The 14,859-nt window shown below is 42.5% G+C and carries 12 protein-coding genes; 6 read left to right on the top strand and 6 right to left on the bottom strand.

Features of this window, described 5'->3' with window-relative positions; all coding sequences use genetic code 11:
* A partial coding sequence (locus LQZ19_RS00690; RefSeq protein WP_411045704.1) for an Eco57I restriction-modification methylase domain-containing protein occupies positions 1-2,625 on the bottom strand: 2,625 nt, incomplete at its 3' end.
* On the bottom strand, positions 2,625-5,906 hold the full coding sequence (locus LQZ19_RS00685) for a helicase-related protein (protein WP_411045703.1): 3,282 nt from the start codon (positions 5,904-5,906) through the stop codon (positions 2,625-2,627). The genes LQZ19_RS00685 and LQZ19_RS00690, both read right to left, overlap by 1 nt.
* A gap of 333 nt (positions 5,907-6,239) precedes the next feature.
* Between LQZ19_RS00685 and grpE the strand changes: the two genes are divergently transcribed.
* The 6 genes from grpE to LQZ19_RS00655 are packed head-to-tail and all read left to right on the top strand — an operon-like array spanning position 6,240 to position 12,263.
* The gene (gene grpE / locus LQZ19_RS00680; protein WP_411045702.1) at positions 6,240-6,839 is read left to right on the top strand and encodes a nucleotide exchange factor GrpE; all 600 of its coding nucleotides are present in this window, start codon (positions 6,240-6,242) and stop codon (positions 6,837-6,839) included.
* Entirely contained in the window at positions 6,829-8,535 is a 1,707-nt protein-coding gene (locus LQZ19_RS00675) for an Hsp70 family protein (protein ID WP_411045701.1), read from the top strand. Before grpE ends, LQZ19_RS00675 begins: the two co-directional genes overlap by 11 nt.
* Positions 8,532-8,987, top strand: coding sequence for a hypothetical protein (locus LQZ19_RS00670; protein WP_411045700.1), 456 nt, complete (start codon positions 8,532-8,534; stop codon positions 8,985-8,987). The genes LQZ19_RS00675 and LQZ19_RS00670 overlap by 4 nt, the downstream gene beginning before the upstream one ends.
* Positions 8,984-10,375 (top strand): DnaJ domain-containing protein, encoded by a 1,392-nt coding sequence (locus tag LQZ19_RS00665; RefSeq protein WP_411045699.1) that lies wholly within the window; start codon positions 8,984-8,986, stop codon positions 10,373-10,375. The genes LQZ19_RS00670 and LQZ19_RS00665 overlap by 4 nt, the downstream gene beginning before the upstream one ends.
* Positions 10,376-10,386: 11 nt before the next feature.
* Positions 10,387-10,710 carry a hypothetical protein gene (locus LQZ19_RS00660; RefSeq protein ID WP_411045698.1) on the top strand — a complete coding sequence of 108 codons (324 nt, stop codon included), beginning with the start codon at positions 10,387-10,389 and terminating at the stop codon, positions 10,708-10,710.
* 2 nt (positions 10,711-10,712) lie between these two features.
* On the top strand, positions 10,713-12,263 hold the full coding sequence (locus LQZ19_RS00655) for a hypothetical protein (RefSeq protein WP_411045697.1): 1,551 nt from the start codon (positions 10,713-10,715) through the stop codon (positions 12,261-12,263).
* Between the two features lie 306 nt (positions 12,264-12,569).
* On the opposite strand, the gene LQZ19_RS00650 is transcribed toward LQZ19_RS00655, so the two are convergent.
* From LQZ19_RS00650 to LQZ19_RS00635, 4 genes are all read right to left on the bottom strand, one after another.
* Positions 12,570-13,205: a DEAD/DEAH box helicase gene (locus tag LQZ19_RS00650; RefSeq protein ID WP_411045696.1), complete on the bottom strand. Its 636-nt coding sequence runs from the start codon at positions 13,203-13,205 to the stop codon at positions 12,570-12,572.
* Positions 13,180-14,058 (bottom strand): TOTE conflict system archaeo-eukaryotic primase domain-containing protein, encoded by an 879-nt coding sequence (locus tag LQZ19_RS00645; protein ID WP_411045695.1) that lies wholly within the window; start codon positions 14,056-14,058, stop codon positions 13,180-13,182. The genes LQZ19_RS00650 and LQZ19_RS00645 overlap by 26 nt, the downstream gene beginning before the upstream one ends.
* 43 nt (positions 14,059-14,101) lie before the next feature.
* Positions 14,102-14,383 carry an AAA family ATPase gene (locus tag LQZ19_RS00640; RefSeq protein WP_411045694.1) on the bottom strand — a complete coding sequence of 94 codons (282 nt, stop codon included), beginning with the start codon at positions 14,381-14,383 and terminating at the stop codon, positions 14,102-14,104.
* Positions 14,384-14,552: 169 nt separating this feature from the next.
* Positions 14,553-14,813 carry a UPF0175 family protein gene (locus LQZ19_RS00635; RefSeq protein ID WP_411045693.1) on the bottom strand — a complete coding sequence of 87 codons (261 nt, stop codon included), beginning with the start codon at positions 14,811-14,813 and terminating at the stop codon, positions 14,553-14,555.
* Positions 14,814-14,859 lie beyond the last annotated feature (46 nt).

The following is a 14,859-nucleotide window of genomic DNA, read 5'->3' as shown; positions in this document are numbered from 1 at the left end:
TTTCCCATCGCCTGGAAATGAAATATATGTTCCGGATTGTCTAACATAATCGGTCAAATTATCTAAACGATCTTCCTTTATTATACAAGCATTAGTTTGATACTGACTATTAGCGTCCGTTTTTTGAATTAGAATGATACAAACATCAACGGTCGCGGTTTCAAAAACACGTTGACCCGCAAAATCAATTAATTGTAAGGGACGCACATTATTTGCAAAGTATTTACGAGTTGTCTCTCCATAACTTGCTCTAAGCCATTTATTGGAAGTAATAAGACAAAGGTGCCCATTCTTACAGAGGAGTTTCAATCCACGTTCATAGAAAAGTTGATAAATATCACCCGAACGTCCAAAGGTTGTGTAGCCACTATTTTGATACATATTTGCCAAAAATCCACCATTGTTTTGTAATTGTACATAAGGCGGATTCCCAATCACCACATCAAACCCATCCCGTATCCCAAACATCCAGTAGGGGTCAAAAAACTCGGAATACCGGTTCTGGTTATACGGGTCCCAACTCGCCATCTGGATAGCGTCTTTATTGGTATAATAATGCTGTTCTTCTAAAAGCTTTGCAAGGTGGGTACATACTTCCCTGTCTTTTTCGCGTAAACTTATTTTCTGCTTTGCCGTTTTAGCGCTAAAATGTTTATGCCGTATTGCAAGCAATTCATCCTGAAGTTTTTCAATATCAGGGTTTTCAAATAATGCCATAGCATCATCATTCTTTTGTACCCCGATTAAGGTATTGGCGGCTACAAATTTGGTTTCAAGGTTAGGCAATGGGAGAATCCCATAGTTGTCTTCTTTTGTTCCTGAAGTTTTCTGGTCAACTATAAGGGATATAAAGAAACGCAATTTACTAATCTGTATGGCAATCGGTTGAATATCCACGCCAAAAAAACAATTTTCGAGTAAATAGAGCTTACGCCCATAATCGCTTGCGTTGGCGTTGGATTCAAATACCTCATCAATTTCCTGCAAACGCCGTTCTCTTTCTGTTTTATCAATAATATGTAAGGCTTCGTCCATCTCCCGGAGGGCCTTTTTCCGTTGTAGTTCCCGCCATTCTTGATTATCCGGGTCTACTTTTCCAAGTATAAACGTGAGCTTGTGTAATATACCCATGGGGAAGGCGCCGGAACCACAGGCAGGATCAATAATTTTGCAGTTATTGATAGCTTCTACCAGTGTTTTTACCTGACTTTCAGTAAAACCATGGGATGTTTCAATATATGAAAAAAGATTATCAAGTTTTATTTCTATATCAGCTATTGTTTTTTCTTTGGTAATTTTATCTTTTAGATATGCCTTTAAAGAAGTATCTACCATGTAATCTACTATTTCGCGGGGGGTATAAAAAGAACCGGATTCATTCCGGGCGGTTTCGTGGGTTTCGGGGTTAAAGGTACCTAAAAGATTTTCAAATACTTTACCTAACAACTCAGGGTCAAGGGCAATATCTACATCCTGGGGGGTATTTTCCTCTATGGTAAAATTATACCGGTTAAAAAGGTCAATGATACCTTCCTGGGAACCGTCTTTTGTTCCCCAGAAAAGAGAATTGGGAACGAAGGCGCTGCGTTTGCTTTCACGGCTAAACCCATCATGATATTCCTGGCGTTCGCCGCCATTTCGCTGGTCAAGACACTCAAATAAGCCGCCGTTTAAGAAGGGGACTTCTTCAAATTTCCTGATAAATTCTTTCTTTGAAATGGCAAATAATGGGGTGTCGGTATGATCCCGGTATAAGGTTTTTATGCCATAATGCTTACTGCTTTCTTCATCATCGGTGAATTTGCGTTCTGTTACCGCTTTATTTAAAGTTGCAAAAAACAGATTCTGCAATATGCCATTATAGTAATTCCCCTTTTTATTGCTGTGGGGATCAAAACTAAGCAATACTTCATCCACCTTGTCTTTTTCAAATATCCAGTCGGGAATTAATTTTTTTTGCTTTATAAACCAGACAAATATAAGCCGGGTAATAAGGCGTATTAAATGCAAGTTATTGTTTTCCTGGGTTAGCTTTACAACAGAACCGGCTCCTTCAGGATATTTAACAAGCGGCATTGCATAGTCATCATACCATTTGAACAACTCGCTAAAGAATTTCTTTGTAAGAACTTCAACGGAAAAGCGACTTTTTAAATCCGCATCATCTTTAACTCGTCCCTTCTCTATCAAATACTGCTGTGGGGTTTTTACTTTTGCATCGCGCCCTAAAATAAAGGAATATCGCCGGGGATTGGAATAATCCCGTTTAACCTTGCCTTTATCATTTACCACGGGAGTAAATTCAACTAAAGAGAAGCGATAGAAATCGTCATTGTTCTGGGGAACAAATAAAACCAAAGCCCTGCTATGCAAGGTATAATTACAAACAAGACGAAAGGCATCTTTGCTTAAACCTACACGAGCATCATTTGTTGACTTATGTTTAATTTCAAATACCGTTAATCCTAATGAGGCGGACTCACCTAGTTTTGTAACGGCTTGGGCATATTCAAGCTTTTCGCTGAATGAAACCTCTTTTTCATTTATACTAAAATCATCTGGCAAAAATGAATCTTCGAGGAAGGACAGCCATGCTTTACGATTATATTTTTCTTTAAAGTCCATTATTGCAATTCCTCGCTTAAAATAATGCTTTCCTTGCCTTCGTCAATATCACGGGCCATTTTAATAACCCTGTCAAGAAAGTCCTGGTCTATCTCCTGTGGCAACGCATTGAATTCAGCAGGTTTTAACTGTCGGATAAATTGCATTGAGAGGCCTGAAAGGGCGCCAATCTCTGTAACATATTGAAGGTCCTTCATGTAATCACTATTTAAAGTGCTGCTTTGGGCAATAGCGTTTATTTTATCCAGAACTTCACGTTTTTGTTTATCGGTTTTTTCTGTCACTGTAGTCTTGAAAAGTCCTTGCTTTATGATCTGATAAATAGCATCAAAGCTTGCCGAAACCGGCTTTGCCTGTTCAATAATATCTGCTTCAAGTAATTTAAAGGCATCTTCTTCTGCAAGTATTTCTGAATCCAGTAAATCCCTGGACATTTTGAAAACACAAGTATCTTTTTTCCGGCCAAACATCAAAACACCTTTACGGCTTTTATCGGCTGTTCTCGAAACTACGTTTCGACCCACACGGGAACGATGGGGAATGGTTAAGGCGGTTTCGTGCTCTTTTGTGCCTTTCGCTTCTTCTAATAATCGCTTGTATTTTGTTTCCCAGCTTTCAACTTCACTTGCATTAACCATTTTCCTGTATTGGTCAGCAAAGAAAGAGCGGAGTTCTATATCGCCGGTAAGGACTTTAGTATCTTCGCCGATTATGGCGTTAATCATCGCCATTTTGAGGGTCGAGATTTCCTTAGTGCGGGTTTCACTTTCACCAATGCTTGTGGGGAAATAGTTATAGATATAAAGGCGATCAAATACTTTTTTGTTGATACGATTAATACGGCCTACACGCTGAATTACACGGGTGGGATTATAGGGAATGTCGTAGTTGAATACGGTTCCTGCACGGTGCAGGTTATAGCCTTCTGAAATAGCGTCAGTAGCGACAAGAATATCATAATCATTATCTTGGCTTTTCTTTCCTGCGTCAAAATTACGTTCGATGATGGCCTTATTGGTCTTATTCGATTTTTTTGATGTATATTTAAACACGCGCAAAGCGCTTTCTTTTAATTTTTCATAAAGGTCATCTATGGTATCAGCGTAGGAACTGAAAACAATAATTTTGCGTTGCGGATCGTTTTTAATCTGGGATGATATAATTTCAGCAAAATGGTCACGCTTTGGGTCGGCTAATTTTATGCCTTTTCCAAACCAGCTTTGCTGAATTTGTTCCAGTATTTGAATATCACCCTTTATATCATTTACAAAGGCATCATCAAAAAAATCTGTTTCAAGTTCAAACAAGCCCTTTGCTTCAAGTTTGCCTAATTCAACTTCAAAGGTTGAATCGGCAATTTCCTCAGCAAAAAGGTCATCGGTACTGGTATTCTCTTTATAAATCTCTTCTATGTCGGGCAAGTATCCTCTTTTAAAAATAGGCACTTTACCACGCTTTTCTATCCAGTTTAATATATTACGAGACGTAGAAATCATCCTGCCCAAGGATATTTCAAAGGCTTTTCTGGAGCTTTCAAACCGCTGGACAAGCATTCGCCGCATGAATTTTGAAAGGTTACTTTGGGTTCCGATAAACAGGTTATATTCAATCCCTGCTTCTTCAACTCTTTCCTGGAGTCTCTCTTCAAACTCCGGTTTTACATAGGTTACTGCGTTATAGCGGGCGGCTTGATAGTGTGGCCGCATAGCGTCTGCTTCGATAGACAAGTCAGGTGAAATTTGCTGCAAGGTATCGAGGTATAAATCTTTTATATCGCCCAAATCATATTCGAGAGCTTCGGGGTCGCCGGTTTCGGCAAAGCCTATTTTTTGCTTTTCAAGGTCTTCCTTATATGAGGGAATTCCCAGTAAATCGAGCCGGGAACGGCGAATTACCAGAGGGGATATGATACGGCGGATCTGACCTGCGATTTTGTCTACTTCATTTTTTAGCGTTATTTCATCAATTGTTTTTTTACGCTGTTGCTTTCGTATATCGTTGTATTGGTTAATCAGCTCATTAAAGCGGAAGCCAAGATTATCAACGGATTTTAATGTCGATTTAAGGGGTAACTGGAACAATTTAACCATCGAATAAATATCAGAGGGACGGTTATTGAATGGGGTTGCGGTTAAAAGCATTACCTTATTGCCACGGCAAAGGTTGTGTAAATTATTATAATCGTCGGTAAGTTCATTACGGTATTTATGGGCTTCATCAATGATAATGAGCCAGGGCTTACCAAAGGTTGATTTTTCCTTGAAGTATTCGAGGGCTGCTCCGGTTTTCCCGGAGGAATATACTTTTGCGTGATAATTAAAGTCGGCTGCGTAATCTACCCATTGGGGTACCAGATGAGGGGGAGCTACGATGATAGTACGCAAGCCTAAATTATGGGCAACGGCTGAACCGATGATACTTTTCCCCAAACCAACAACATCGCTGACAATAACGCCATTATGAGTTTCTATGGTCGCAAGGGCTAATTTAATGGCGTCTGTTTGGTATTTAAGATCATAGAAATAATCATTAATATCATGGGCGGTCTTGAAATCTTTGTCATAGTTGACCGAAAAATACTCATCCAATACCCGGAGAAAAAAGCAGTATGGTTTATAGAGTTTTTCATACCAGATTTTTTCGATTACCGCGTTTTCAAATTCGGCCAGATTGTCTTTGTCGGCAAGGATGACGGCGCTTTCCCATAGCTCATCAAATATCTTTTTGCCTTCTTCATAGTCAGATTTATCCCGGAGAATAGCGTTTAATTCCAGGCGGCCTTTAAGTCCCTGAAACGTGAGGTTGCTTGAACCGGTGATAAGGGATCCCGGATAGGAATCGCCTTCGTTATTTTCTGGCGCGTTTTCAAACAGGTACATCTTTGCATGATTGCTTTCTTTGGTCTTGCGGATTTCCAGGGTTCCTTCTTTTATTTTGGTCAAAAAGAGGGTAAACGCTTCCTGGGCTTTTTCACTGTCAAAGTAGTCTGTTTCATTGAAAAGATCGGCCAGGGATTCATAGAAGGTAGCTTTAAGAGCGCCACGAGTTTGCTTCTCTGTTGTGTGATAATCAACCTCGCGGACACGGTTAATCATGTCCTGTTCGATTTCAAGACCAACAAGAACCCGGAGATGCTTGTCTTTAAGCCCCTGGTAAATCTCGGCAAAACCGGAAAAGTAGAAATAGCCGACCAGGAATGAGGCGTTTTGAGCTTTGGGTAGTATACTCTGGATGATTTCGGAGAGGAATTTGCCGTTCTGATTGGTGATGAAGCTACCCACGGGTATATTTTACCCTTTTCACCCCTACCTTGCAAGGATAGGATGAGACCTTTATTGAGATGAAAAAATTGATGGAATTGGGTCAATTTGAGGTTAAAATGACATTATATGATAATTTGTCATAATAAATGATTCAACTGACCTAAATTCCAAAGATCTTCGAGAGTGGACCTAACCCCATCTAGTAGACACAAAGATAAGTGAAGAATACAACAGAAGGAGAGAGAGAAAGATGGGAAAGAAAGACAAAGAACGGCGGACCTATCCGCCGGAGTTCAAAGCCCTGTTGACTGTACTCCCCGTTAACTTGCATACTTACGGGCAAGGTTTACCATGCTGGATTTTGAAATAGAACTAAACAAACTACTTTCCGGTGAAGTTGAACAGCTGCCCCGGTACGAAATTGCCCAGGCGGTGGAAATGGCTGCCCTTGGGCAGGATCTGGCGGATGATCTCCGGAAAAAACAAACCGATGTTTCCCTGCAGGTCGAAGAAATTTACGATCTGCTGAAAGAGCAGAATACGTTAGCCGGCGAAAACCGTCATGTAATGACCGTTTTGCAGGAGGCTCTGGAGACGGAAAAAAAACGGGCGGATACGCTGGCTTTAGGGACCATTGCCCTTTGCGATCTTCTTGAGAATTTTTGTACCTATGCACAGCAAAGCGGTAGTGAAGAATTAAAAAATCAGGCGGATATCCTCTGGACTCAATCCGGGCGCCTCCTGGCGGATAACAATATTGTCCGCCTTGGAGCGGAAGGACAGCCCCTTGATCCACGGATACATACCGTTCAGAAAGGGGTGGAATCGCCGTTCCCCCGGGAGCAGGTGCTGGAGCTGCTGCAAAGCGGGTATACGTATAAAAACGCCCTTGTCCGCAAAGCCTCCGTTGTGGTGAGCTTAGGAACCGGGGAGGTGAAAGATGGCGAGTAGAATAGTCGGCATAGACCTGGGAACATCCACTTCGGAAATTGCCTGTATCGTTGAAGGGACGCCTAAGCTCATCCCGAATTCACAGGGCAAACTGGTTACCCCTTCGGTGGTGCATATCGGCCAGGACGGGGCTATTCTGGTGGGGGAAGAAGCGGCGGAATATCTGCTTACCCGTCCCGAATGTACCTTCATGGAGGTAAAGCGGCTTACCGGCGGGGATGAAATCCTCAAAGCCCACGGAAAAACATACCGGCCTGAAGAAATCCAGGCCATGCTGCTGCGGTATCTCGTCCAATGCGCGGAAACCAGTCTGCATGAAAAGATAAACCGTGCGGTGATCACCGTGCCGGCTTACTTTACCGATGTCCAGCGGCGGGCAACCTCAAAGGCGGGTGAGCTTGCGGGCCTGCAGGTTGAGCGTATCATCAACGAGCCCACTGCGGCGGCGCTGGACTACGGCTTGTCAAATCTCAAGGAATGTAAAAACGTACTGGTCTATGATCTTGGCGGCGGGACCCTTGATGTTACGGTGCTTGAACTTTTTGAAGGGATCATCGACGTAAAGGCAAGCAGCGGTAACAATCATCTGGGCGGAAAAGATTTTGATGAAATCATCATGCAGCATCTGGTCATGGGTTTTTCCCCTTCGGGTTTATTGGAGGACGCGCGGGCGAACATGCGGCTTAAAAAAGCGGCGGAGGACTGCAAAATTGCCCTGAGCGCCGAAAATGAATATCAGGTGTCCCTTCCATTTCTTTTGACCAAAGCGGACGGCAAGCCGGTTTCTGTGGAAAAAACGGTAAGGCGCGCTGATTTTGAGGAATGGGTGTCGGAGAAAGTAGCCTCAACCAAGGAGCCGATGGAAAGCGCCCTCAGGGACGCAGGGCTCGACCGTTCTGACCTGCAGCTTGTGCTTTTGGTGGGCGGCTCCACCCGGATTCCCTGTGTAAAACATCTGGTGGAGGAAACCCTCGGCACGGCCACCCGCTCCCTTGTAGATCCCGATTTGACCGTAGCACGGGGTGCGGCGATTCAGGCGGGGCTTCTTGAGGGCAGCATTAACAATGAATTCCTGGTGCTGACCGATGTCTGCCCCTACACCCTGGGCACAGCGCCTCTGTCGGATGGTGTGTTTGGTAAGCGGCCGATTTTCGATCCTATCATCCCCCGGAATACCACAATCCCTGTTGAAAAATCGAAACTCTATCATACTGCGTCTGATTACCAGACCGCAGTGGTAATTGATATATATCAGGGGGAATCTTCTGACCCGGAAAATAACGAGCGGCTTGGCGAAGTGCGCCTTGAGGGAATTCCATCTGCCAGGCAGGGCAAGGAGCCGGTGGAAGTAACCTTCGGCTACGATATGAATGGTATTCTCCAGGTAAAGGCAAGCGTGGTGTCCACCGGCAAGCAGGTTTCCGCTGAAATCAATACGGCGGGGGTAAAGGCCAAAGCGGCGCCGGATTTAAGCCAATGGGAAAAAGCCGAGGGTGCGCGGCAGGAGCGGCCGCTGATACGAAAAGCGGAAAAATTTATCAATGCGGGCAAGGACATTGGCGGTGATATAGAGCTCCTTGTTCAACGCCTTAAAGAAGCGCTGCTCCTTGGAAACAGGGAACAGGTGAAAAAAAACCGCGAACAACTGCTGCTTATGCTTGAGACCTTTGAAAACTTGGAGAAGTTGCAGCCATGAAAAAGGCGCTTTCCCGCCGCTATTTCAGGCTGGGTCTGGCCGCGGCAAAACAGCGGTACCTGGACGCGGCGCTTCGATATGCGCAATGCGCCTCCATCCTGGACCCGGAAAACAATAACGCAGCTCATCTGGCGGAAATCTGCCGACACGAGCTTGACGGCAGTCCCGGCGAAGATCAAATACCGGAACAGGTTGTTGTTCTTATAAAAAAAAAGAGCTGGTCCAGGGCTGCACAGCTCCTCGGGAACCTTCACCCTTCGGGTTCGGTTGAGTGTCAACAAAGTGTGCGGTGCTTAGCCATACAGGGCTGCCTGTGGGCGCTGGCAAAACATCGCGCCAAGGCTGCGGATTGTTTCAGGAGCGTGCTGTTACGGGATCGGGGGAACACCCTTGCGGTGGAAGCGCTCTCTGATATCGGTGTGTTGCGCCCCCTCTTCCGGAGGTTCTTTTGAACGAAGGTCTCTTTGATTTTGGCGAAGGAAAATTAAACCATTACCAAATATTGGGTGTAGAAAAGACCGCCGGGGATGAAGAAATAAAACGAGCCTATTTCAGTATGGTACGTAAATTTCAACCCGGCAGTTTTCCCGAAAAATTTAAAGAGATCCGTACCGCCTACGAAACCCTCAGGGACAAACAAAAACGCGCTGAATACGATGCGGTAGGGGATCTGCCCGGTTCCATGGCGCCGCTTTTTAACGAGGCTCAATGGTTTGATCACCTGGGCAGACATGATAAGGCGGCGGAATTTTATCGCGCAATATTGAAAGCTCATCCTGAATTAGACAATGTAAGGGAGCTCTATGCAGAATCCCTGTGCATGGATCAAAAAACCGGCAAGGCATCTGATGTTTGGGAGGAACTTTGCCGGCGAAATCCCTCTAATGCCCGTTACTCGGAAAAACTGGCCGGATGCTATTTCGATAGGGGCTGGCACAAAAAAGCTGCGGACGAATTGAAACGTACAATCGCCCTTGATCCTTCGTCTTTGGATGGGTGGTCTCTTGCCATTAATTGCATTGTTGCAAAAATAGAGAATGCTTCTGATTCAAACGAACTATATGATGAATTGAGAACCACTGTTCATGAGGCAATTAAGGCAGTTAAAGAAGTAAAGGAAAATGAATGGAAAAAAATCTACTTGTATGCCAATGCCTTTGCAGCTTCTCCTGAAAGTGACCGTCGCGTTTCTAAAGGCTATTTAGAAGAGATCGCCCGCCTGATACACGAGGGAGGGAGTGACGCACGGAAAAATGGCATGACAACCCTCATTATGATCCTTGACAGCATTCCGAGTTTCCGGCTGGGAGTTTTTTTCAACGAGATAAAGAAAATAGCGGATCTGCTTCCGGAGCTTACCGCCGAAAAAACAGGACCAAACCCGGTGGGGGTGCATATCGAAAATATTCGGATACAGTATGAAATCGAAAATCTTGAGAAAAAAGGTTTCCCCGTGATTTTTTGCGATCTTTTCAGGCTGCTTAACGCAGACTTTGAAGAGGATGACGATGAAATCGAAATCGCTGCCATGGAGTATGAAATTCTTGATAAAAAAAACACCTACGATCCGCAGCTTAGGCGTCTAAAAGAAGAATTGCCGGAGCTTTACGCGTTACATAGTGTTTTTTTTAATGAGGCACTGCGAACCCGTGATCCCGAAAAAATGCTGTATCAGCGGGGTAAAAAAATTAACAAATACCACCGCGACTCCGGCTTTTTTGAAGAACATCCGGACTCCGGCTCTGAGCAGCCCATCCGCCGCGTTGAACCAAAAATAGGCCGCAATGATCCCTGTCCCTGCGGCAGCGGAAAAAAATATAAAAAATGCTGCGGGGCTTAAGCGTCGCCTATATGAATAATTATTGTACACCTGATGAAAAATATGATCGTGGTTTTATTAACGGGTATAGAATTGGCAAAACAAGTGTATCAAGAGAGATATTAATTAATATTATAAAGAAAATGGGAAAACCCTCCGGAAAAATCATTCAAAAAATTAAATTTGAAACCGATTTAAGTTTTTTGGACCTTATGATATTTTATGCATTGGAACAAGGCACTACTATTAATGATATTGAAGCATCGTATGATGAATTAATGCGAAGCGAACAAGAATTTATTAATGAAAAATACTGTATCTACAAAAAATCAAATTCAATGGATGCGGATGAATAAATATGGCAAAAATACCTTTGAATTTAATGCTAAATTACCCAATAAAATGGAGTAAACAACAAGTTATAAGGGATCTTGTCCAGAATTTTTATGATGCCGCAGGTTCTGAAAAGTTTGGTAAAATATTTAAATACACATATCAAACTGACCAGGCAAAAAATGGGGAAATTATTTTATCAATGGCAAGTGAAGGATTTAGTTATGAATGGCTTGTACACATAGGAGCATCAAGCAAGCAGGATGAATCCGGCAGGTATGCAGGATTTTATGGCGAAGGATTCAAAATTGCCGCGCTTGTTGCTTTGCGTGATTTTAATTGGAATATTAGTATAAGTTCCCGTGATTGGGCTGCACATATTGATACACTAAACGTTTCAATTGACGGGAAATCACTTAAACAATTGGTGCTCGAAGTTGAAGAAAGTACATTTTCAGAAGAAACTATTTTGATTATAGAAAATGTTGTGGATCAAGACAAGAATATTTTAGAAAATATTATAAGCACATTTTATTTCCCGGAAAATCCCCTCATTGGAGAAGTATTATTCAAAAATAATTATGTTGCAATACATAAAAGAACTAATGCTGATAAACCCGATAATTATCCTGAATCTTATGACTGCAAAGGAGACGGTATAGTATTTCTTATGTTTCAAGCGCGGGGTTCATTTCCGTGCGGACTTGTTATTTCTCATAACAGATTTAAAACAAACGACAGAGAACGAAAGGATATCAGTAAAGGAACAATCCAGGATGTATTATTAGACATGATTGATATAATTGATGCTGCGACAGCCTGCATGCTATTACGAAGCCTGAAAAAATATTGGTATGATTATCCTGACAAAAGTGAAGATGTTGATTCTTGGTATTCTGTAATAAGAAAACTTATAAAACGAATGCGGTTTGATAAATTGGTTGTAACTAATTTTATGCAAGATTATCCTTTGCTGGCAGGCTGCGAAAAACCATCAAATATCAAAATGCGTAATCAAAAAACAGCGGCACTTATATGGCGCAAAAATAATTCGCCAGAGCTACAATTAGTTACAGATAGCTTCTTATTGCTTGGGTATAAAAGCATTGTTGAACTTTGTGAAGAAGCCGGCGGGTTTAATGTAACACGAAAACCACATATGAAAGAAACATGGCTGCTTGATTTATTGCAGGTTGCTGCAAAAGAGGTTTTAACTGGTTTCATTTTAAATTTTCCACCTGCTATAATTATTGAAAATGATTCATCTATATATAGCGGAACAGCGATTGCTATTAAAAATGAAACACCCCAAATAAATTCAAAAATGCATCGCGTCAGATATAAAATTGTGAATATCGAAATTAAAAAAAATCTTTTGACAAGAGAAAATTTTTTTGAGGCTTTTTCCACATATTGCCATGAGCTATGTCATTGTTTTGGTTCTGATGCTTCATCTGCATTCAGCAGGGCATTGACCGATGTGATTACTATTGTTATGGCACACAAGGATATTGTTGATACATATGCATTGAAATGGGAAAAACTTTTTTTGGCAAAGGATAAAAATCATGCCTAATCAATTTAAGAGACAAATAGTATGCCGCTACAAGTATTCTGCCCGGGGGGAGGAAAAATTTATTGTAATCCCCCCTTCTTATTTTCAGGATAGGAACATCCGACAGGGGGCTAGGCTTAACATACGGCAAGCCAGACTGGATGTTCCAGGATTGCATAGACGGGGGTTTAGAGGCCATAATCAGATGATACGAAAATATGGGGGGTATGTCTTAACATTGCTTCTTCCCCGGCAGAGTTGACCTATATGTCCGATTGAGCCGTCCAACATACTGAGTAAGTGTTCCCCTCCATGAGAATGGAAAGACTAAAAACAAAGTGTTAAGACAGGGCAGATCAAACCCTTCCCCAAGGTACTCCCGGTTGCAAGGATTACCCGGTTGCCGGTATCAGGAACAGTATTAATACCATCCATTATAGTCTTCAATTGTTTTTTGCCCATACCTCCTTTCAGGATAAACAAATTGTCAATCTTTCCCAACAAAAGCTCTTTGAGCATATCAAGATGTTCAAGCCGTTCGGACAATACAAGACATTCCCTCCCTTCCTTGTATGTCTCAAGAACATCTCGTACAATCATTGAATTTCTCTCTTCATTATTCCAAAGATCGCGGAAAACATCCTGTATAGCAGGCTGAGTTTTTTCAATGGAAGATGTTAACGAAAAATCGGTGAAGCGGGGAATAATTTTCTGTATGAAATTTAAAGCCCTTGAGTTTCCATAATACGTATACCGAATATTGCCAAGATTCATAATGACAATAGGATGCTGTCCATCCTTACGGATCACAGTCGCTGATAAGCCCAACCTGAAATAAGCGGAGCATTTTCTAATAATCTGCTCAAAGGATGACGCAGAAATATGATGGCATTCGTCAACTATGATTTGACCATAATCACTTACCCAATCTTCGACTTTATTTTTCCTGGATAAGCTCTGCATTACCACTAGGCAGGGTGTCCTGATTAGGGAAAAAGCGATCAAATGAGTCAAGTCCGATTTCCGGCCGCCTGTCCAATGTTCGGGTCATAAGAAACGAACCGAGCTTTCTCGCTTTGGACGCCGGTATTGGGTGGTCAAAGAAAATCCAGATGTGAGCCCCATTACCGGATCGGGAACGCTCAACACTGGCGGGAATCCCTTCTGTCCGACATGTTTCAAAAAAAGTCTTCACGTCTTCCTGCCATGATTGTTCGTCAGCCTTCGGCTGTTCTGTAAGGGAATTTATTGAACCGGTAGCCTCACGGCTGCCTTTCGAATCAAAATCGATGGCTAACAAATGACAGGTTTCATTTTGGAGCAACGGATAAAGCCCCATGACAAAAGGGAGCGCAGGCCCACCTTCATAGGAGGCCGGAATATGCCCTGCCAGGTGATTTCTGATAACACTATCACTAACCGGTTCAAATGCCCGATTGGTACAGGAACCACAATTGATTTTTGGCTTCCCGCAAATGCCCCTGACCCATTCATTTCGGCAAGCAGGTTGATAACCGGCTTTTCCGGTTTTCTTGCTCTCAAAGCGTTTTGCAAAAATATCTTCCCGTCCCCGGAACAAAGAACGAAAAAGGGCGATTTTGTCTTCCGGAGGAGAATGATTATTGATAGATAGCTTATTAGAGAAATCTGTTTTTACGGGAAGTTTCGCCGAAAGTTCCGGTCGAATTGAGTTCTCTTTTGATTCTTGAATGTGTGATTGATCTTGAGCTTCAATTAATAGTCGTTTTTTATCGGCAAGAAGCCTTTCCAATTCGGATATTTCGGCCTGGAGTTGTTTTATTATTTCTTCGCTCAATAATGTATCTCCACAAGCTATATGTCGTTCTCAATAATGGTATTTATAATTCCTTTAAGAAGGGTATCCGCACTTCATCAAGAAAGATATAATTCATCTTTCCTGGGACAAGCTTTACCTTGATATGGTCGTATATTTGCTTGTAATCACCAATGGAAAAAATATCCGGATCTTCAAAGTTATAAAACTGAATTTGCTCTTCAGTGACAGTTTTTCGCAATTCATCAGCGAACATTTCCAATAAGGTTGATTTACCACAGCGCCGTACTCCGGTAATGACCTTTATAATGTGCATATAGGGCCTGCGTTCAATCAACATTTCCATTCGTAAAATCCTTACAACTTCGTTACTATTTTCCCAATAACCAGGGATTTCAAATATTTATGTAACTCCTTCGGAAGTACCGGTGGCTCCGATAAAAAATCAATAACTAATTTTACTTTTAAATAAAGATCTGAATCATCATTCAGCGGGACAGAATCACAGACAACAATCATATTACGCCGATGCTTGCAAGCTCCCGGTCTAAATCTTCGATTTCATAGTTGCTAACCGGAATATCCTGAACGGCAAGGAGAGCGGTAAAGTCATAGAGGCATATTCCGCAGAACTCCGCCCCCTGTCCAAGGGTCAGCTTGCTCTGCTGATACATCTTTGTAGCGTATTCTTTCCGCATGGAGGAAACAAGCTCACCCACGGACATATTCAACGAGAGCAATAAATCATCGGAAAACGATATGGCCGCCTGCTGCATACTGAACCTCCCCACTGGGATATCATAAATTTATCATGTTTTGGCT

The organism is Treponema primitia (assembly GCF_046533075.1).
GTDB classification, from domain to species: domain Bacteria; phylum Spirochaetota; class Spirochaetia; order Treponematales; family Breznakiellaceae; genus Termitinema; species Termitinema primitia_B.
Note: the sequence above shows the minus strand (reverse complement) of the source record. Positions and strands in the feature narration are given on the sequence as shown.

What these genes read in the sequence shown, in the direction of transcription:
- LQZ19_RS00640 (WP_411045694.1), bottom strand. Translation starts at nt 14,383, where the DNA reads ATGGAAATGTTGATTGAACGCAGGCCCTATATGCACATTATAAAGGTC.
- grpE (WP_411045702.1), top strand. Translation starts at nt 6,240, where the DNA reads ATGCTGGATTTTGAAATAGAACTAAACAAACTACTTTCCGGTGAAGTT.
- LQZ19_RS00660 (WP_411045698.1), top strand. Translation starts at nt 10,387, where the DNA reads ATGAATAATTATTGTACACCTGATGAAAAATATGATCGTGGTTTTATT.
- LQZ19_RS00655 (WP_411045697.1), top strand. Translation starts at nt 10,713, where the DNA reads ATGGCAAAAATACCTTTGAATTTAATGCTAAATTACCCAATAAAATGG.
- LQZ19_RS00635 (WP_411045693.1), bottom strand. Translation starts at nt 14,813, where the DNA reads ATGCAGCAGGCGGCCATATCGTTTTCCGATGATTTATTGCTCTCGTTG.
- LQZ19_RS00670 (WP_411045700.1), top strand. Translation starts at nt 8,532, where the DNA reads ATGAAAAAGGCGCTTTCCCGCCGCTATTTCAGGCTGGGTCTGGCCGCG.
- LQZ19_RS00650 (WP_411045696.1), bottom strand. Translation starts at nt 13,205, where the DNA reads ATGCAGAGCTTATCCAGGAAAAATAAAGTCGAAGATTGGGTAAGTGAT.
- LQZ19_RS00675 (WP_411045701.1), top strand. Translation starts at nt 6,829, where the DNA reads ATGGCGAGTAGAATAGTCGGCATAGACCTGGGAACATCCACTTCGGAA.